Raw genomic sequence first — 18,259 nt, forward strand, 5'->3', positions numbered from 1 at the left:
CGATTCTCATGGGTCCCCTCCCGGTCGGCGGTTGGGTGGGCCCCCAATGTGCTGGAGCGTTCCACCTGCGTCAACGCCCGGCCCCGCACCATCCGGGATACGGCGCGGACCGAAACCGGGCGGATCCGGGCCCTCCTCCGCCTCCCGCACCACCCGCCGCGCCCGCCCCACCGGCGCGGTTCGCATACGATCGGGCGGGCGCGGAAGCCGAGGTCCCGGCGCGGTCGCTGTCCACGTCCGGCCGTACGGGCGGGCGGCGGCGCGCGCGAGGGCCGGGGCGGCGTTCCGCCGGTCTTCACCAAGCGCTAGTTTGTTCCCATGCGGGTCTTCCTCACCGGCGCCTCCGGCTTCGTCGGGTCGTACACCGTCCGCGCCCTGCTGGCCGCCGGGCACCGGCCGCGCGCCCTGGTCCGCGACCCCGCCAAGGCGGCGCGCGTGCTCGCCGCGATCGGGGTGGACGCGGGCGACGTCGAGCTGGTCGCGGGCGACATGCTCGACGCGGAGGCGGTGCGGGCGGCCCTCGCCGGCTGCGACGCCGCGGTCCACGCCGCCGCCGCGATCGGCGTGACCGGCGCGGCGGGCGACCTGGTGAAGGTGAACGTCGCGGGCACCCGCAACGTCGTCGGCGGCGCGGTCGAGCTCGGCCTCGCCCCCGTGGTCCACGTGTCCACCATGGCGGTGTTCGTCCCGCCGTCCGCGCCCGTCATCACCGCCGACGCGCCGCTCGCCTCGCCGCGCACCGCGTACGGGCGCTCGAAGCTCGCGGCCGAACGGTACGTCCGGGAGCTCCAGGACGGCGGCGCGCCCGTCACCATCGTCTATCCGGGCGGCGTCTGCGGCCCGCACCAGCCCGTCCTGGACGCGCTGATGGAGGGGCTCGCGGCGGGGCTCGGGAAGCTGTGGCCGCTGCCCGGCGGCGGCGTGACCGCGGTGGACGTGCGCGACCTCGCGGAGGCGCTCGCGCGCACCGTGTCGTCCGGCCGGGGCGGGGAGCGCTGGCTGCTCGGCGGCACTACCGCACCTGGCCCGAGTACGCCGACCTGTGCGACGCGGTGACCGGCGTGCGGTGCCGGCGCGTCCGCGTGCCGAGCGCGGTGATGCTCGGCGCCGGGACCGCGCTGGACGCCGCCAAGCGGATCCGCGACTTCGACTACCCGCTGACCCGCGACGCCGCCGAGTTCATGGTCACGCTGGTCCCGACCGACGACCGGCCCCTGCTGGACGCCCTCGGCCTCACCCTGCGCCCGCCGGAGGAGACCCTCGCGGACAGCCTGCGCTGGCTGGCGGAGGCGGGCCACCTCGACCCCCGCAAGGCCGGGCGGCTCGCGCCCGCCGGTAAGGAGCGACGCATGACGTTCGTGCAGAGGGCCCTCAAGCCGACCTTCCAGCGCGTGTCCGGCGCGGCCTGGTTCTCCAAGGTCGGGCCGAAGGTCGTCCCGCCGCTGGACCGCGCCCTGCACAAGCTGACGGGCGGCCGGTTCCTCGTCGGGCAGGCGCTCGTCCCGAGCCTGGTGCTGACGACGACGGGCGCGGTCAGCGGGCAGCCCCGGCAGGCGCCGCTCGCCTGCCTGCCCGAGCCGGACGGCACGTGGGTCGTGGTCGGCTCCAACTTCGGCCGCGAGAAGCACCCCGCCTGGACCGGGAACCTGCTCAAGAACCCCGGCGCGGAGGTCAGCTTCCGCGGCCGTACGACGCGGGTCACCGCGCGCCTGCTCGACGAGGACGAGCGCGCCGAGGTGTGGCCGCGGCTGCTCAAGGTGTGGCCCGTCTACGACCGCTACGAGGAACGGGTCGACCGGCGGCTCCGCGTCTTCCGCCTCACGCCCGTGGACCGCTAGGGCGTCCGCGCAGGGCGAGCGACACGCGCCTGCCGACGAGCAGGTAGGCCAGGACGACGCCCGCCGCGTTCAGGATGACGTCGTCCACGTCGAACGCGCGCCCGATGACGAACGCGCCCTGCACGCCCTCGATCGCCAGCGAGCAGAGCGCGCCGACCAGCAGCAGCCGCAGCGGGCCGCGCAGCGCGACCGACACCACCGGCAGCAGGACGCCGAGCGGCGCGAGGAGCACGAGGTTCCCGCCGAGCTGCCTCAGCGCGGCCCCGATCGGCTCGTCCAGGTAGAAGCGCAGCGACCGGCCCGGGTCGGTGTTGCCGCCCGCCTGCCCGTTGTCGCGCACGGGCGTCAGCGTCAGCCGAAAGGCGTAGTACCAGAACACGCCGAGCGCGACGAGCGCCACCACCACCGCCGCCGCGCGCAGCAGCACCATGTACCAGGGCGCCCGCTCGCCGTCCGCCGCCGGCTGCCACAGCGCCGTCACGTACCGCCGTCCCGCCGTCGTCACCTTTTCACCTCTCCCGTCTCCCCGGAGCGGCACATGCCCGGTGCGCCGCCGACTATGCGCCCGGACGCCAACTCTCTTTAACTCTGTTTATCCGGCGTTGACACCCGCGAATGGCGCTACGCATAGTGATCTTGACCCCCGTCCCTTTCACGCAGGGAATTCGCCGTGCCCTTCAGAAAGACCGCAGCGCTCGCCTGCGCCGCCCTGTCCGCCCTCGGCCTGGCCGCGGCGCCCGCCCGCGCCGAAACCGGGAAGATCTCCATCGTCCGGGTGGACGTCCCCGACAAGACCGCGGCGCGGAAACTCGCCGCGTCCGACCTCGACATCATGACGATCCGTCCCGGCAAGGCGCAGGTCCTGCTGTACGGCCCGGACGACGCGTCGAAGCTCCGCCGCGCCGGACTGCGCGCCACCACGCTCGTCACCGACGTGGCGGCGAAGAACCGCGAGGCGCGCGCCGCCGAGGAGGCCGCCGCCCGCCGCGGCGAGCGCTCCGACCTGCCCACCGGCCGCGTCACCTACCGGACGCTCCGCGAGACCAACGACGAACTCAAGGAACTCGCCCGCCGTTATCCGACCCGCGTCAAACGGTTCAGGCTGCCGCACAAATCGCTGCTCGGCCAGGACGTCTACGGCCTGGAAATCAGCAACCGCGTCGCCGTGTCGGACCGAAAGCCGGCGTTCCTGCTGACCGGGCTGCACCATTCCCGGGAATGGCCGACGGTGGACCTGACGATGGAGTTCGCCTGGGACGTCCTGAAGAACCGCAATCCGCTGCTCGACCGCGCGAAGCTCATCGTCGTCCCCATCGTCAACCCGGACGGCTACGACATGTCGCGCAGCCTCGTCCAGGAGCAGAAGCGGCGCAACTGCCGCGTCGTGGACGGCCGGATCCCCACCCGCGCCGAGTGCGCCGCCAACCCCGACAAGGGCGTCGACCTCAACCGCAACTACGGCGCGTTCTGGGGCGGTCCCGGCGCCGGAACGGGCGTCACCGACAGCAACTACCGCGGCGCCGCCCCGTTCTCCGAGCCCGAGATCCAGAACATGCGCGACCTGATCACCACGCACCAGATCACGGTCGCGATCAGCAACCACACGCCCGACGCGAAGGTGCTGCGCGTCCCGTCCGCGCCGAACGAGCCGAAGCCCGCCGAGGAGGCGGCGTACGACGCCCTCGGCCGCCGCCTCGCCGGGCACACCGGCTGGGAGACCGGCCCCTGGCCCGACGTCTACTACGACGCGAGCGGCACGACGGAGGAGATGGCGTTCTACGCCACCGGCGCGTTCGCGTTCACGTTCGAGAACACCCCCGGCCACGACGGGAGCTACAGCTTCCACCCCGAGTACAAGTACGTGATCGATCAGTACCTCGGCCGCGGCATGTACGCCCGGTCCAACGTCCGCCGCGCGTTCCTGGAGGCGTTCGAGGCCGCCGCCGACCGCGGCCTGCACTCGGTCATCAAGGGCCGCGCCCCCATGGGCCGCACGCTCACCCTCACCAAGGACATCGACCTGCACACCTCGGCCGTCCGCAACCCGGACGGCACGACGGGCGCCGCCCGGCACGTGCCGACGGCCCTCACGTCCACGATGAGCACCCGGCTCGGCGGCTCGTTCACCTGGGACGTCAACCCCTCGCCCCGGCAGGACCAGTACGCGACCCGGCTGCTGCCCGAGTCGTACACCCTGACCTGCTCGCTCTGGGGCAAGCCCCGCAAGCGCGTGCGGGTCTCGGTGGCCCGGGGCGGCACCGCCACCGTCGATCTCAGGGGCTGCTGAGCCCGGACGGGGCGCGCGACCGCCCGTTCCCGCGGGAGGCACGGTCCCACCGGCGACCGTGCCTCTCCCGGCGGGGCCTCGCCCGGAAGGCGGTCAGCGGGGGTCCACGTTGATGGCGTCGCCGATGCGGTGCACGCGCAGGGCGTTGGTGGAGCCGGGGTGCCGGGGGGCGAGCCGGCGACGACCACGACGCGGTCGCCCTTCTGGCAGCGGCCGAGTTCGAGGAGGCCCTGCTCGACCTGGCGCACCATGTCGTCGGTGTGGTCGACCTGCGGCACGATGAACGTCTCGACGCCCCAGACGTGCGCGAGCCTGCCCCGGGTGGCGGGCACCGAGGTGAACGCCAGCAGCGGGATCGGCGAGCGGTAGCGCGACAGGCGGCGGGCCGTCTCGCCCGACATGGTGAACGCGACGAGCGCCTCGGCGCCGACGATCGCGCCGACCTCGGCGGCGGCGCGGGCGATGGCGCCGCCGACGGTCTCGGGCATCCGGTCGAGGGTGTGGGTGGCGTGCAGCGCGGCGGCCTCGGCGGTCTCGACGATGCGGCTCATCGTCTGCACCGACTCGATCGGGTACTGGCCGACGCTGGTCTCGCCGGAGAGCATGACGGCGTCGGCGCCCTCGAAGACGGCGTTGGCGACGTCGGAGGTCTCGGCGCGGGTGGGCCGGGGCGCGGAGATCATGGATTCGAGCATCTGGGTCGCGACGATGACCGGGCGGGCCTTCTCGCGGCACAGCTCGATGGCCCGCTTCTGGACGATCGGGACCTGTTCGAGCGGCAGCTCCACGCCGAGGTCGCCGCGGGCGACCATGATGCCGTCGAACGCGGCGACGATCTCCTGGAGGTTGTCGACCGCCTGCGGCTTCTCGATCTTGCCGATCAGCGGGACGCGGACGCCCTCCTCCTCCATGATCCGGTAGCAGATCTCGGCGTCGGCGGGGCTGCGCACGAACGACAGCGCGACCATGTCCACGCCGAGCCGCAGCGCCCAGCGCAGGTCGGCCTCGTCCTTGTCGGTGAGGGCGGGGACGCTGACGGGGACGCCCGGCAGGTTGAGGCCCTTGTTGTCGGAGACCATGCCGCCGACGGTGACGGTGGTGCGCACGCGCGGGCCGTCGACCTCCGTCACGCGCAGCGCGACGCGGCCGTCGTCGATCAGGACGGTGTCGCCGGGGCTCACGTCGCCGGGCAGCCCCTTGTAGGTCGTGGAGACCTCCTTGCGGTTGCCCGGGACGTCCTCGGTGGTGACGGTGAACCCGTCGCCGAGGGTGAGCCGTACGGGCCCGTCGGGGAACCGGCCGATGCGGATCTTGGGTCCCTGGAGGTCGGCGAGGATGCCGACCCCGCGCCCGGTGGCCTCGGCGGCCTTCCGGAGGCGGTGGTAGACCTCCTCGTGGCCGGGGTGGTCGCCATGGCTCATGTTGAGGCGGGCGACGTCGACCCCGGCTTCGACGAGGGCGTGGATCTGCTCGGCGCTGGAGCAGGCGGGACCGATGGTGCTGACAATCTTCGCTCGACGGGTCACCCGCACAACGGTACTTAGTTACCTGCCGGTACGGATATTCGTGCAGCGTACGGTCGCCCAAGGTTCACGAAATGGTCTAGCTCAGAGGTCTAGACCATGCGGAGGGTCACCGCTTGAAGATCTCCACGGCCGCCTGCCCGAACGCCTTGAGGTCGTCCGGCTTGCGGCTGGTGACGAGCACGTTCGGGCCGCCCTCGCAGGTGACCACCTCCCGGTCGACCCAGGTCGCCCCCGCGTTGCGCAGGTCGGTCTGGAGGCTCGGCCAGGACGTGACCGTACGGCCGCTCACCACGTCCGCCTCGATCAGCGTCCACGGCGCGTGGCAGATCGCCGCGACGGGCTTGCCCGCGTCGAAGAACGCCTTGGCGAACGCCACCGCCTCCGGCACCGTGCGCAGGTAGTCCGGGTTCGCGACGCCGCCGGGGAGCACGAGCCCGTCGAACTCCTCGTGCCCCGAGACGTCCACGGTCGTGTCGACCTGGAACGTGTCGGCCTTGTCGAGATGGTTGAACGCCTGGGCGCGCCCCGATTGGGTGGAGACGAGCCTCGGCGTCCCCCGGCCTGCTCCACGGCCTTCCAGGGCTCGGTGAGCTCCACCTGCTCGGTGCCCTCGGGGGCGCACAGGAACGCGATGGTCTTGCCCTGTAGATCGGTCGCCATGGTGTCTGACCTCCCGTTTCGGTGGTTTCCTCCTTTTGGCGTGCCCGGTTCGGCGGGTGGTATGCAGAAGGGGTGAACCCGACGGGCTACCAGGAGGCCCCCGCGCCGCAGTGGCCGGGCCTGGCGTGCGTGTGGCGCTCGGAGCTGCCGCTGGACGCGGCGGAGCCCTTCGTCCAGCGCGTCGTTCCCGACGGCTGCGTGGACCTGATCTGGTCCCGCCGCGACGGGAGTGTGCAGGTGGCGGGGCCTGACACCCGTCCCGCCCCGGCGCTGATGAGGCCCGGCGACGCGCTGGTGGGCGTACGGTTCGCGCCGGGCACCGCGCCGTCCGCGCTGGGCGTCCCCGCCGACGCCGTACGGGACGGGCGGATTCCGCTGCGGGACCTGTGGGGCGACGACGCCGACAGGCTGGGCGAGGCCGTGGCGGCGTCCGGCGCGCCCGCCAAGGCGCTGGCCGAGGCCGCCGCCCGACGCGCCCGCGCCGGGGAGCCGGTGGACCCCCTGGTCGCGCCGCTGATCGCGGGGCTGGGGCGGGCTCCGGTCCGTACGGTCGCCGCCGAGCTCGGCCTCGGCGAGCGCCAGCTCCGCCGCAGGACGATCGCCGCGTTCGGGTACGGCCCGAAGACCGTCCAGCGCGTCCTGCGCTTCCAGCGGGCCCTGCGCCTCGCCCGTGGCGGGATGCCGTTGGCCGACGTCGCCCACGCCGCCGGGTACGCCGACCAGCCGCACCTGTCCCACGACGTCCGCGCCCTGGCCGACACCTCCATCAGAACGCTTCTCTGAGCCCGCCGGACCCGGTCACGCGCCGGTGGCGTCGGCCGACCCGGAGCGTACGGACCCGCGGCGGACGAGGGCGATCAGCGACGGGCCGCCCCGCAGGCACCACAGGGCGATGACGGGGTCGCAGATGGCGCAGCCGAGGGACGAGTCGTGGTAGAAGGGCATGATCGGGTTGCCCTTGACGTGGTGGAACACGTCCCAGGCGGTGTGCATCAGCCAGGCGATCCCGATGAACGTCCACGACTCCAGCCCGCGGTACGCGACGTACGTGGCGACGGCGGCGTAGAGGAACTCCCAGCCCCCGAAGCCGCCCCCGCTCAGATAGGCGGCGCCCGCGCCGGCCACCATGAGCGCGTTGAGGCGGCGCCGGTGCGGCTCGCGGACCAGCGACATCAGCAGCGCGTACAGGAGGCCGACCAGGACCGCGGTGAAGTAGATCATGAGTGGGTCGCTCTTTCCGGATGGCGGTTGTCGCGACCGACGCTATTGGGCGGCCGTCCCGGCTCCCAGTGGCATTATCGACAGTCTCCAACGGATTCCCGCCACGGCCCGCGCAAGGCCCCTGAGCTGCCCGAATCCGGACCGTGCCCCTAGGGCTTGAGCCTTCCGTACGCGCGGAGGGCCCTGAGCCGTTCGACCGTGACGTGGCCGCGCCATTCGGGCCCGGTGGCCGGGGTCCAGATGAGGAACGGGACCGTCCAGCCGCCGTCGTCCGGACGGGAGGCCACGAGGGCGTCGAGGTGCGCGTCGATCACCTCGTCGGTGAACAGGCGGCGGCCGAACCCGCCGGGCGCGGGCGCGAAGTCGAGCGGGAAGTGCTGCGCGCCGGGCGCGGCGGGGTCGAGGGCGACGGGCGCGGCGAGCGCGCCGCGGTGCCGGGCGAACGCGGCCTCGGCGCGGTCGCGGTCGGGGACGTGGTCGAGGAACGTCAGGATCGCCAGCGCGTCGTACGGGCCGGGGTCGGCTCCGGCGGCCTCCAGGTGGCGCCAGCAGAAGCCGGTGGCGGGGCCGAGCCACGGGTGGTCCGCGCCCGCGCGGTGGAGGAGGCCGGCGAGCGTCGCGGTCGGATTGATGCCGCCGGGCGGGTCGTCGGGCGTCCGCCACCAGGGCGCGTGCGGGGCCTCCCGCACGGACGGCAGGACGAACGGCACTCCCCCGTCGCCTGTCGTGATCGTGGAGAGGTAGTCGCAGACGCGGCCCACGGCGGGGTCGTCGTCCGCGCCCGCCTCGTGCAGGAACTCCAGCGCGTGCTGGGCGGGGACGGGCTGGCTGTGCTCGCCGCGCAGGTCGGGTTCGAGGCCGTGGCCGTAGCCGCCGTCGGGGTTCTCGTAGGGCCGCAGGGCCGCGAGGACGGGCGCGGCGGACCCGCCGCGGAAGTGCAGGGCGAACCGGTGGCGGTCGATGAGCCGCGCGTTGAGCCGGACGAACCGTTCGGCGAGTGCCAGGTCCTCGGCGTTCAGAACGTTCATGCGGCCACGCTAGGAGCCGGCCTCGCGCGGGTCTTGTCGGGAACGGACACGGCACCGTCGTCGCGGGCGGGCCCGGTCACCCCAGCGGTGGGTGACCGGGGCCCTCGGTCCCGCGTACCACGTGCGTGACTCTGGCGCGAAAAGTAGCCGAATGCTCGGTGCGGCACAAGGGACGCCGCGTATTACGGCACCCGGTGACAAGGTGCGGCCACGATCGGCCCAGATTCCGCCGACGGGAGGGACCCGGCCGCGCGGGGCGGGGTCCGGCGCGCGGGGGCGAGGTCTCGCGGGCGGGGCGAGGTCTGGCGGTCGGGCGGCGCCGCTGCTTCACTGACCGCATGGGTGATCCTTTGGACGAACGGGACATCGCGGCGGACGCGCTCGGGCTGGTGGCGCGGGCCGCGGGCCCCTACCTGGACGGGCTCGCGGACCGGCCCGTGCACGACCGGGCGCGCGACGCGCTGATCGACGAGCTGGACGGCCCGCTGCCCGAGGAGGGGCACGGCTCGGTGGAGAGCGTGGAACGGCTGCTGCGGGTCGGCACGGCGGCCGCCACGCACTCGTCCGGCCCGCGGTTCTTCCACTTCGTGGTCGGCGGCTCGACCCCGGCGGCGATGGCGGGCGACTGGACGGCGTCCCTGCTGGACCAGGCGGCGGGACTGTGGCTGACCTCGCCGCTCGCGGCGCGCGTGGAGACGGTCGTGCTGCGGTGGCTGCGGGAGCTGTTCGGGCTGCCCGCGTCGTACGGCGGGGTGCTGACGCCGAGCGCGACGTTCGCCAACGTCACGGGGCTCGCGGCGGCGCGGTGCTGGTGGGCGGGACGGCACGGCGTGGACGTGACGTCGCAGGGCCTGGCGGGGCTGCCGGCGATGCCGGTGCTCAGCAGCGGGCTGGTGCACGTGAGCACGCGCAAGGCCCTCCAGATCCTCGGCTGCGGCCGGGACACCCTGCGCACGTTCGCCCGGGACGACGCGGGCCGGGTGGACCTGCCCGCGATGGAGGCGGCGCTCGCCGCGCTGGACGGCGCCCCCGCGGTGATCGTCGCGAACCTCGGGGACGTCAACACCGGCGACTCCGACCCGATCGCGGACCTCGCCGACCTCGCCGGGCGGTACGGCGCGTGGCTGCACGTGGACGGCGCGTTCGGGATGTTCGCCGCGCTGTCGCCGCGCACCGCGCACCTGGCGCGCGGGGTCGAGCGCGCCGACTCGGTCACCGCGGACGGCCACAAGTGGCTGAACGTGCCGTACGAGAGCGGCTTCTCGTTCGTGCGGGACCCCGCGCTGCTCGGCGCGGCGTTCGGCGGGTGGGGCGCGGCGTACCTGCCGGACCCCGACGACGAGCGGGTCAACTACAACATGCTGGGCCCCGAGTCGTCGCGGCGGGCGCGGGCGCTGCCGATCTGGGCGACGCTGCGCGCGTACGGGAGGGACGGCCACCGCCGCATGGTGGAACGCCACCTGGACGTGGCGCGGCATCTCGGCGGGCTCGTGGAGGAGGCCCCCGACCTGGAGCTGCTCGCGCCCGTACAGCTCTGCGTCGTGTGCTTCCGCTACCGTCCGCCGGACGTCCCCGAGGAGGACCTGGACGGGCTGAACGCCCGCCTCGGCGAGGCCCTCCTCGCGGACGGCCGCGTGTACGCCGGGACGACCACCTACCGCGGCATGACGGTGTTCCGTCCCGCGCCGCTCAACTGGCGCACGACGCCCGCCGACGTGGAGCTGCTGCTGGACGTCCTGCGCGAGCTGGCCCCCAAGGTGAGGTGATCAGCCGGCGTCCTTCGGCGGGCACCAGTCCGCGGACTCGTCGAGGCTGTCGAACGGCTCGGTGAGGCTGTACCAGTTCCCCGAGTCGTCGCGGAAGATCGCCTCGATGCCGTACGGGCGCCGCTCGGGCTTCTGGATGAACGTGACGCCCCGGGCCGACAGCGTCTCGTACTCCGCCCGGCAGTCGTCGGTGTTGAACGCGCCCGCGCCGAGGACGCCCTTGGCGATCAGCCCGCGCAGGTGCCCGGCCGACTCGGGGTCCAGCGAGGGCGGCCCCGGGACCATCAGCGCGAGCTGGAGGCTCGGCTGGTCCTTGGCGCCGACGGCGACCCAGCGCATGCCGCCGTCGCCGAGGGTCATGTCGGCGCGTTCCTCCAGGCCGAGCTTGTCGACGAAGAACGCCTTGGCCGAGTCCTGGTCGAGCACCCAGATCGTCGCGAGGCCGAGTCCGGTGATCATGTCGTCGCTCCCTCCGTTCGGTGCGGGGAGGGCCTCCCCGTGGCGATCACGCTAGGGCGGCGCCGCGCGGCCGGGCTTCTCGAAAGTTGCGGGGCATCGTGGACGGAGGGGCCGGGTGGGCCGGGCGGGCCGTTCAGCGGCCCCGGAAACCGCCGGCCCAGAACAGCACGAAGCAGCCCGGGATCGCCGCCGCGCCCGGGGTCCGCGCCCGCGCGCGGAACTCGGTCGGCGTCATGCCCGTCTCCTCCTTGAAGCGCGTGCAGAACGTGCCGAGGCTGCTGAACCCGACCAGCACGCAGATCTCGGTGACGGTCAGGTTGGCCGAACGCAGCAGCTCGCGGGCCCGTTCGACGCGGCGGCGGCTCAGGTAGCGGCCGGGCGTCTCGCCGTACACCTCGCGGAACAGCCGGACGAAGTGGTAGCGCGAGTACCCGGCGCTCGCGGCGACGGAGGCGACGTCGAGGGGCTCGGCCCAGTCGCGGTCCATGGCGTCCCTGCCCGCCCGGACGCGGGCCAGCGTCGCCACGTCGACCGCCCTCGCACCCGTCCCCGTTCCCATCCCCACATGCTGGCACAGCGTCCCGCGGCGCGCCCTCCGCGCGCCGCTCAGGGCGTCAGCGGCGGGCGCCCGGCCAGGGGCCGGGCGGGGTGTGGGAGACGGTCTCCGGGCCGGTCTGGACGTCGTACACGCGGAACCCCCTGGCCTGGTAGTTCGGCAGGGCGTGCGGGCCGTCCTTGGAGCAGGTGTGCAGCCAGACGCGGCGGGTGGGCGCGCGGTCCGGCCAGCGGGAGGCGAGGTCCCAGGCGCGGCGGGCGCCGACGTCGAGGAGGTGCCCGCCGAGGCCCATGCCGGTGAACGCGGGGAGCAGGCCGAAGCAGGGGATCTCCACCTCCCCGTCCGGCTGCGGGTCCAGCTCGACGAACCCGGCCGGGGTGCCGAGCCGGTACGCGACCCAGGTCTCGACGCCGGGGCGCGACAGCCAGTTGCGCCACTGCTCGTACGTCCAGCCGAGCCGGTCGGTCCAGTACCAGTCGCCGCCGACCGCGGTGTAGAGGAACCGGCTCAGCTCGGGGCTCGGCACCTCGGCGCGGGCGATCGCGACCGGGACCGACGGGACCCGCGCGGGCTTCAGGTCGGACGGGTCGCGCTGCTCCAGGTACCAGGTCGTGACATCCAGACGCCGGGTCGGCATGTTCCCCCTATGGCAGACGAAACCCGCCGCGCCGGGCGGCCCCTGGACGGGGCGCCGCCACGGCGCGGCGGGGCGAGGTGTCGTTGAACGGCGGTCAGGCTATCGGACGTGCCGTCGGAGGGATCGGGTAGGGCAGGGCGCTGTGGCCGGTCAGGAACCGGTCGACGCCGTGGGCGGCGGAGCGCCCCTCGGAGATCGCCCACACGATCAGGGACTGCCCGCGGCCCATGTCGCCGGCGACGAACACGCCGTCCACCGAGGTCCGGTAGTCCTTGTCGCGGACGACGTTGCCCCGCTGGTCCAGCTCGACGCCGAGCTGCTCCAGCAGGCCCTCCCGCTGCGGGCCGAGGAAGCCCATGGCGAGCGTGACGAGCTGCGCCGGGATCTCCCGCTCGGTCCCCTCGACCGGCGCGAAGCCGGTCTCCGGGCCGCCCACCTCGACGATCCTCAGCGCCCGCAGGTCGCCGTTCGCGTCGCCGAGGAACTCGGTCGTGGAGATCGCGTAGACCCGTTCGCCGCCGGTGTCGGCGAGCTCCTCGTGGGCGCTCTCCATCTTGAACAGCATCGGGTACGTCGGCCAGGGCTGCGCGTCCGGGCGGGTCTTCGGCGGCCGCGGCATGATCTCCAGCTGGGTGACCGAGCGGGCGCCCTGCCGGATCGCCGTGCCGATGCAGTCGGCGCCGGTGTCGCCGCCGCCGATGACCACGACGTCCTTGCCCTCCGCCGAGATCGGCGAGACCTCCAGGTCGCCCTCCTGCACCCGGTTGGCGGGCGGGAGGTACTCCATCGCCTGGTACACGCCGTTCAGGTCCCGGCCGGGGACGGGCAGGTCGCGCCAGGCGGTGGCGCCGCCGGCGAGCACGACCGCGTCGTACCGCGAGCGCAGCTCGTCGCCGGTGACGTCGACGCCGGCGTTCACGCCGGTCTTGAAGTCGGTGCCCTCCGCGCGCATCTGGGCGACGCGGCGGTCGACGTGCCGCTTCTCCATCTTGAACTCGGGGATGCCGTAGCGCAGCAGCCCGCCGACGCGGTCGGCCCGCTCGTACACCCGCACGTCGTGCCCGGCGCGGGTGAGCTGCTGGGCGGCGGCGAGCCCGGCGGGGCCGGACCCGACGACCGCGACCCGCTTCCCGGTCTTGACCGCGGGCGGCTGCGGGCGCACCCAGCCCTCGGCCCAGGCCCGGTCGATGATCTCGACCTCGACCCGCTTGATCGTCACCGGGTCCTGGTTGATGCCGAGGACGCAGGCGCTCTCGCACGGGGCGGGGCACAGCCTCCCGGTGAACTCCGGGAAGTTGTTGGTGGCGTGGAGCCGCTCGATCGCCTCGTGCCAGTCGTGCCGGTAGACCAGGTCGTTCCACTCGGGGATGAGGTTGCCGAGCGGGCAGCCCTGGTGGCAGAACGGCACGCCGCAGTCCATGCAGCGGCTCGCCTGCCGTTCCAGGCGGTCCCGGCCGAAGTCCTCGTAGACCTCGGACCAGCTCCGGATCCGCACGTCCACCGGGCGGCGCTTCGGGAGCTCCCGCGCCGTGGTCAGGAATCCCTTCGGGTCGGCCATGTGGAGTCCCCCTCTCAGCTCTGCGCGGCGGCCATGATGGCCTCGTCGACGTCGCGTCCCTCGGCCTCGGCCTTCGCCTTGGCCTCCAGGACCCTGCGGTAGTCCCGCGGCATGATCTTGGTGAAGCGGGCCGCGGCGGCGTCCCAGTCCGCCAGCAGCCGCTCGGCGACCGCCGAGCCGGTCTCGGCGCGGTGCCGCGCGACCAGCTCGCGGACGAACGCCTCGTCGGCGGCGTCCAGCGGTTCCAGGTCGACCATCTCGGGGTTGACCCGTTCGGGCGCGAGGTCCAGCACGTAGGCGACCCCGCCGGACATGCCGGCCGCGAGGTTGCGGCCCGTCCGGCCGAGGATCACCGCCCGGCCGCCGGTCATGTACTCGCAGGCGTGGTCGCCGACGCCCTCGACGACCGCGACGGCGCCGGAGTTGCGGACGCAGAACCGCTCGCCGACGACGCCGCGCGCGAACAGCTCGCCCGACGTCGCGCCGTACAGGATCACGTTGCCGCCGATGATCTGCTCCTCGGCGGCGAACGCGGCGTCCTCCGGGGGCCGCAGCGTCAGGCGCCCGCCCGACAGGCCCTTGCCGACGTAGTCGTTGGCGTCGCCGACGAGCCGCAGCGTGACGCCGCTCGGCACGAAAGCGCCGAACGAGTTGCCCGCCGAACCGGTGAACGTGACGTCCACCGTGTCGTCGGGCAGGCCCGCGCCGCCCCACTTCTTGGTGACCTCGTGGCCGAGCATCGTGCCGACGGTGCGGTTGACGTTGCGGATCGGCAGGTCGAGGCGGACCTTGTCGCCGAACGCCAGCGCGCCCTCGGCGAGCTGGATCAACGTGTTGTCCAGCGCCTTCTCCAGCCCGTGGTCCTGCGCCGCGACCTGCCGCATCGAGTCGCCGTAGGGGCGCTCGGGCGCGTGCAGGACCGGGGAGAGGTCCAGGCCGGACGCCTTCCAGTGGTCCACGGCCCGGTGCGCGTCGATCATCTCGACGTGCCCGATCGCCTCGTCCAGCGAACGGAACCCGAGGGCCGCCAGGTACTCGCGGACCTCCTCGGCGATGAACTCGAAGAAGTTGACCACGAACTCCGGCTTGCCGCCGAACCGCTCGCGCAGCACCGGGTTCTGCGTCGCGACGCCGACCGGGCACGTGTCCAGGTGGCAGACCCGCATCATCACGCAGCCCGACACCACCAGCGGCGCGGTCGCGAAGCCGAACTCCTCCGCGCCGAGCAGCGCGGCGACCACCACGTCGCGGCCGGTCTTGAGCTGCCCGTCGGCCTGCACGACGATCCGGTCGCGCAGCCCGTTCAGCAGCAGCGTCTGCTGGGTCTCGGCGAGGCCGAGCTCCCAGGGCGCGCCCGCGTGCTTGAGCGAGGTGAGCGGGGACGCGCCGGTGCCGCCGTCGTGCCCGGAGATCAGCACCACGTCGGCGTGCGCCTTGGACACGCCCGCCGCGACCGTGCCGACCCCGACCTCCGCGACGAGCTTGACGTGCACGCGCGCGGCCGGGTTGGCGTTCTTCAGGTCGTGGATGAGCTGGGCGAGGTCCTCGATCGAGTAGATGTCGTGGTGCGGCGGCGGCGAGATGAGGCCGACGCCGGGCGTGGAGTGCCGCGTCTTGGCGATCCACGGGTACACCTTGTGGCCGGGGAGCTGGCCGCCCTCGCCGGGCTTGGCGCCCTGCGCCATCTTGATCTGGATGTCGTCGGCGTTGGTCAGGTACTCCGACGTCACGCCGAACCGGCCGGACGCCACCTGCTTGATCGCGCTGCGGCGCAGGTCGCCGTTCTCGTCGGGGGTGAACCGCCGCGCGTCCTCGCCGCCCTCGCCGGTGTTGGACTTGCCGCCGAGCCGGTTCATCGCGATCGCGAGGGTCTCGTGCGCCTCCGCCGAGATCGACCCGTACGACATCGCGCCGGTGGAGAACCGCTTGACGATCTCCGCGACCGGCTCGACCTCCTCGATCGGCACGGCGGGCCGCTCGCCCTCCTTGAGCCGGAACAGCCCGCGCAGCGTCATCAGCCGCTCGGCCTGCGCGTCCACGCCGGCGGTGTACTCCTTGAAGATCTCGTAGCGGCGGGTGCGGGTGGCGTGCTGGAGCTTGAACACCGTGTCCGGGTCGAACAGGTGCGGCTCGCCCTCGCGGCGCCACTGGTACTCGCCGCCGACCTCCAGGGTGCGGTGCGCCGCCTCGTTCCCGCCCGGCGGGTACGCGCGGCGGTGCCGCTCGGCGACCTCGCGGGCGAGCACGTCGAAGCCGACGCCGCCGAGCCGGGACGTGGTGCCGGTGAAGCAGCGGGCGACGACGCCCGCGCCGAGGCCGATCGCCTCGAAGATCTGCGCGCCGGTGTAGGACGCGACCGTGGACACGCCCATCTTGGACATGACCTTCAGGACGCCCTTGCCGTACGCCTTGACCAGGTTCCGGACGGCCTTCTCCTGGTCCAGGCCCTCGATCGCGCCGGTGCGGATCAGGTCCTCGACCGTCTCGATCGCCAGGTACGGGTTGATCGCCGACGCGCCGTACCCGATGAGCAGCGCCATGTGGTGGCACTCGCGGGCCTCGGCCGTCTCGACCACCAGGCCGACCCGGGTGCGGGTCTTCTCCCTGATCAGGTGGTGGTGGACGGCACCGGTCAGCATCAGCGACGGGATCGCTGCCCGCGCCGAGTCCGACCCGCGGTCCGACAGCACGATGATCCGCGAGCCGCCCGCGATCGCCCGCGACACCTCCGAGCAGATCTCCTCCAGGCGCGCCTCCAGGGCCTCGCCTCCCCCGGCCACGTCGTACAGGCCGTGGACGACGTGGGCGGCCAGATGCGGCAGCGACCCCTCGTCGTCGATGTGGATGATCTTGGAGAGCTCGTCGTTGTCGAGGATCGGGGTGGGCAGCACCAGCCGGCGGCACGAGTCCGGGCCGGGCTCCAGGAGGTTGCCCTCCGGGCCGAGCGTGGACTGGAGCGAGGTGACCAGCTCCTCGCGGATCGCGTCCAGCGGCGGGTTGGTGACCTGCGCGAACAGCTGCTTGAAGTAGTCGAACAGCAGCCGCGGGCGCTTCGACAGCACCGCGATGGGGGTGTCGGTGCCCATCGACCCGATCGGCTCGGCGCCGGTCCGCGCCATCGGCGTCAGGATGACCCGCTGCTCTTCGAGCGTGTAGCCGAACGTCTGCTGCCGCTTGACCAGCGTCTCGTGCGTCGGGATCTCCCGCTCGCGGCGGGGCAGCTCCTCGAACCGTACGAGCCCCTCGTGCAGCCACTCCCCGTAGGGGTGCTCGGCCGCCAGCTCGGCCTTGACCTCGTCGTCCTCGACGATCCGCCCGGCCTCGGTGTCGACCAGGAAGATCTTGCCGGGCTGGAGGCGGCCCTTGCGCACCACCTTGTCGGCGGGGATGTCGAGCACGCCCGCCTCGCTGGCGAGCACGACCAGGCCCTCGTCGGTCACCCAGTAGCGGCCGGGGCGCAGCCCGTTGCGGTCCAGGACCGCGCCGACGACCGTGCCGTCGGTGAAGCTGACGCTCGCCGGGCCGTCCCACGCCTCCATCAGGGTGGAGTGGAACTCGTAGAACGCGCGGCGCTCGGCGTCCATCTCGGCGTGGTTCTCCCACGCCTCGGGGATCATCATCAGCACCGCGTGCGGCAGCGACCGGCCGCCGAGGTGCAGCAGCTCCAGGCACTCGTCGAACGAGGCGGTGTCGCTCGCCTCGATGTCGATCACCGGGTAGATCCGGGACAGCTCGCCCGGGATCAGGTCGGACTTCAGCAGCGCCTCGCGGGCGCGCATCCAGTTCCGGTTGCCCTTGACCGTGTTGATCTCGCCGTTGTGCGCGATGAACCGGTAGGGGTGCGCCAGCTCCCACGCCGGGAAGGTGTTGGTCGAGAACCGCGAGTGCACGAGCGCGATCGCGCTGGCGAACCGGCGGTCCGACAGGTCGGGGAAGAACGGCTCCAGCTGCGGGGTGGTCAGCATCCCCTTGTAGACCAGCGTCCGGCTCGACAGGCTCGGGAAGTAGACCCGGACGTCCTGCTCGGCCCGCTCGCGCATGCAGAACACGGCGCGGTCGAGCTCCAGGCCCGTCTTGCCCGCGTGCGGCCCGCGCGCGGCGGGGGCCAGGAAGAGCTGGGCGAAGTGCGGCATGACCCGGCGGGCGGCCGGGCCGGCGAACGCCGCGTCGTACGGCAGCTCGCGCCAGCCGAGGACGGTCAGGCCCTCCTCGACGCACAGCGTCTCGACGTGCTCGACCGCGGCGGCGCGCTCCTCGGCCTCGGCGGGCAGGAACGCGATGCCCGCCGCGTAGCCGCCCGCCTCGGGCAGCGCGAAGCCGCACACCTCGCGGAAGAACGCGTCGGGGATCTGGACGAGGATGCCGACGCCGTCCCCGTCGTCGGGCTCCGCGCCGACGGCCCCGCGGTGGTCCAGGTTCCGCAGGACGGTCAGGGCGTTCTGGACGATGTCGTGGCTCTTGCGTCCGTGCAGGTCAGCGACCATGCCGACGCCGCACGCGTCGTGCTCGTCAGCCGGGTCGTAGAGCCCCTGGGAAACGGGGCGGCCCGGTGTGAGGGCAGCAGCAGCCATCAACCCTCCCGTCGTCTTCGTGTCACTGCTTCGATGTCAGTGCAGTCCGGGACGACGTTGGCCCTGCTGCGGTGTGATGACATTACATCACTGCCGGGATCATGCCCGACTGGACCGGATCGCGAAACTTCCGACCGCCGATCCGCCGTAGG

Annotated in this window: 13 protein-coding genes and 2 pseudogenes; 5 read left to right on the top strand and 10 right to left on the bottom strand. The window is 73.3% G+C overall.

Annotation, left to right across the window (positions count from 1 at the left end; all coding sequences use genetic code 11):
• Positions 1–318: 318 nt before the first annotated feature.
• Together GEV43_RS46710 and GEV43_RS54475 are read left to right on the top strand one after the other, a co-directional pair.
• Positions 319–1,056 carry an NAD(P)-dependent oxidoreductase gene (locus GEV43_RS46710; RefSeq protein ID WP_164717159.1) on the top strand — a complete coding sequence of 246 codons (738 nt, stop codon included), beginning with the start codon at positions 319–321 and terminating at the stop codon, positions 1,054–1,056.
• 5 nt (positions 1,057–1,061) lie between these two features.
• Positions 1,062–1,838 carry a nitroreductase family deazaflavin-dependent oxidoreductase gene (locus GEV43_RS54475; protein WP_309239366.1) on the top strand — a complete coding sequence of 259 codons (777 nt, stop codon included), beginning with the start codon at positions 1,062–1,064 and terminating at the stop codon, positions 1,836–1,838.
• Here GEV43_RS54475 and GEV43_RS00460 read toward each other — a convergent pair.
• Positions 1,819–2,343 (bottom strand): VanZ family protein, encoded by a 525-nt coding sequence (locus tag GEV43_RS00460; protein WP_309239367.1) that lies wholly within the window; start codon positions 2,341–2,343, stop codon positions 1,819–1,821. The genes GEV43_RS54475 and GEV43_RS00460 overlap by 20 nt on opposite strands.
• Positions 2,344–2,508: 165 nt before the next feature.
• On the opposite strand from GEV43_RS00460, the gene GEV43_RS00465 reads away from it, so the two are divergent.
• Entirely contained in the window at positions 2,509–4,125 is a 1,617-nt protein-coding gene (locus tag GEV43_RS00465; RefSeq protein WP_160819015.1) for a zinc carboxypeptidase, read from the top strand.
• Between the two features lie 93 nt (positions 4,126–4,218).
• Here the strand turns inward: GEV43_RS00465 and pyk are convergent.
• Both pyk and GEV43_RS00475 read right to left on the bottom strand, forming a co-directional pair.
• Positions 4,219–5,651: pseudogene (gene pyk / locus GEV43_RS00470) on the bottom strand (pyruvate kinase).
• A 106-nt stretch (positions 5,652–5,757) separates the two neighbouring features.
• Positions 5,758–6,311: pseudogene (locus GEV43_RS00475) on the bottom strand (type 1 glutamine amidotransferase domain-containing protein).
• 72 nt (positions 6,312–6,383) lie between these two features.
• On the opposite strand from GEV43_RS00475, the gene GEV43_RS00480 reads away from it, so the two are divergent.
• Entirely contained in the window at positions 6,384–7,094 is a 711-nt protein-coding gene (locus tag GEV43_RS00480) for a helix-turn-helix domain-containing protein (protein WP_160819016.1), read from the top strand.
• Between the two features lie 15 nt (positions 7,095–7,109).
• Here GEV43_RS00480 and GEV43_RS00485 read toward each other — a convergent pair whose 3' ends face one another.
• The gene (locus GEV43_RS00485) at positions 7,110–7,532 is read right to left on the bottom strand and encodes a DUF6010 family protein (protein ID WP_160819017.1); all 423 of its coding nucleotides are present in this window, start codon (positions 7,530–7,532) and stop codon (positions 7,110–7,112) included.
• 149 nt (positions 7,533–7,681) lie between these two features.
• Positions 7,682–8,560: a hypothetical protein gene (locus GEV43_RS00490; protein WP_160819018.1), complete on the bottom strand. Its 879-nt coding sequence runs from the start codon at positions 8,558–8,560 to the stop codon at positions 7,682–7,684.
• Between the two features lie 338 nt (positions 8,561–8,898).
• Here GEV43_RS00490 and GEV43_RS00495 point away from each other — a divergent pair, with 338 nt between their 5' ends.
• A complete protein-coding gene (locus GEV43_RS00495; protein WP_160819019.1) occupies positions 8,899–10,326 on the top strand; it encodes a pyridoxal-dependent decarboxylase in 1,428 nt (475 codons plus the stop codon).
• Here GEV43_RS00495 and GEV43_RS00500 read toward each other — a convergent pair whose 3' ends face one another.
• The 5 genes from GEV43_RS00500 to gltB form a co-directional block, all read right to left on the bottom strand.
• Positions 10,327–10,785: a VOC family protein gene (locus GEV43_RS00500; protein WP_160819020.1), complete on the bottom strand. Its 459-nt coding sequence runs from the start codon at positions 10,783–10,785 to the stop codon at positions 10,327–10,329.
• A 133-nt stretch (positions 10,786–10,918) separates the two neighbouring features.
• Positions 10,919–11,344 carry a helix-turn-helix transcriptional regulator gene (locus tag GEV43_RS00505; RefSeq protein WP_160819021.1) on the bottom strand — a complete coding sequence of 142 codons (426 nt, stop codon included), beginning with the start codon at positions 11,342–11,344 and terminating at the stop codon, positions 10,919–10,921.
• A gap of 55 nt (positions 11,345–11,399) precedes the next feature.
• Positions 11,400–11,978 carry a GNAT family N-acetyltransferase gene (locus GEV43_RS00510; protein WP_160819022.1) on the bottom strand — a complete coding sequence of 193 codons (579 nt, stop codon included), beginning with the start codon at positions 11,976–11,978 and terminating at the stop codon, positions 11,400–11,402.
• Between the two features lie 94 nt (positions 11,979–12,072).
• Entirely contained in the window at positions 12,073–13,536 is a 1,464-nt protein-coding gene (locus GEV43_RS00515; protein WP_160819023.1) for a glutamate synthase subunit beta, read from the bottom strand.
• Positions 13,537–13,550: 14 nt separating this feature from the next.
• The gene (gene gltB / locus GEV43_RS00520; protein ID WP_160819024.1) at positions 13,551–18,107 is read right to left on the bottom strand and encodes a glutamate synthase large subunit; all 4,557 of its coding nucleotides are present in this window, start codon (positions 18,105–18,107) and stop codon (positions 13,551–13,553) included.
• Between the last annotated feature and the right edge of the window lie 152 nt (positions 18,108–18,259).

The organism is Actinomadura sp. J1-007, assembly GCF_009793335.1.
Classification (GTDB): domain Bacteria; phylum Actinomycetota; class Actinomycetes; order Streptosporangiales; family Streptosporangiaceae; genus Spirillospora; species Spirillospora yumaensis.

Coding starts and splice junctions, on each gene's coding strand:
- GEV43_RS46710 (WP_164717159.1), top strand. CDS start 319: ATGCGGGTCTTCCTCACCGGCGCCTCCGGCTTCGTCGGGTCGTACACC.
- GEV43_RS00485 (WP_160819017.1), bottom strand. CDS start 7,532: ATGATCTACTTCACCGCGGTCCTGGTCGGCCTCCTGTACGCGCTGCTG.
- GEV43_RS00490 (WP_160819018.1), bottom strand. CDS start 8,560: ATGAACGTTCTGAACGCCGAGGACCTGGCACTCGCCGAACGGTTCGTC.
- GEV43_RS00495 (WP_160819019.1), top strand. CDS start 8,899: ATGGGTGATCCTTTGGACGAACGGGACATCGCGGCGGACGCGCTCGGG.
- GEV43_RS00500 (WP_160819020.1), bottom strand. CDS start 10,785: ATGATCACCGGACTCGGCCTCGCGACGATCTGGGTGCTCGACCAGGAC.
- GEV43_RS00505 (WP_160819021.1), bottom strand. CDS start 11,344: ATGGGAACGGGGACGGGTGCGAGGGCGGTCGACGTGGCGACGCTGGCC.
- GEV43_RS00510 (WP_160819022.1), bottom strand. CDS start 11,978: ATGCCGACCCGGCGTCTGGATGTCACGACCTGGTACCTGGAGCAGCGC.
- GEV43_RS00515 (WP_160819023.1), bottom strand. CDS start 13,536: ATGGCCGACCCGAAGGGATTCCTGACCACGGCGCGGGAGCTCCCGAAG.
- gltB (WP_160819024.1), bottom strand. CDS start 18,107: ATGGCTGCTGCTGCCCTCACACCGGGCCGCCCCGTTTCCCAGGGGCTC.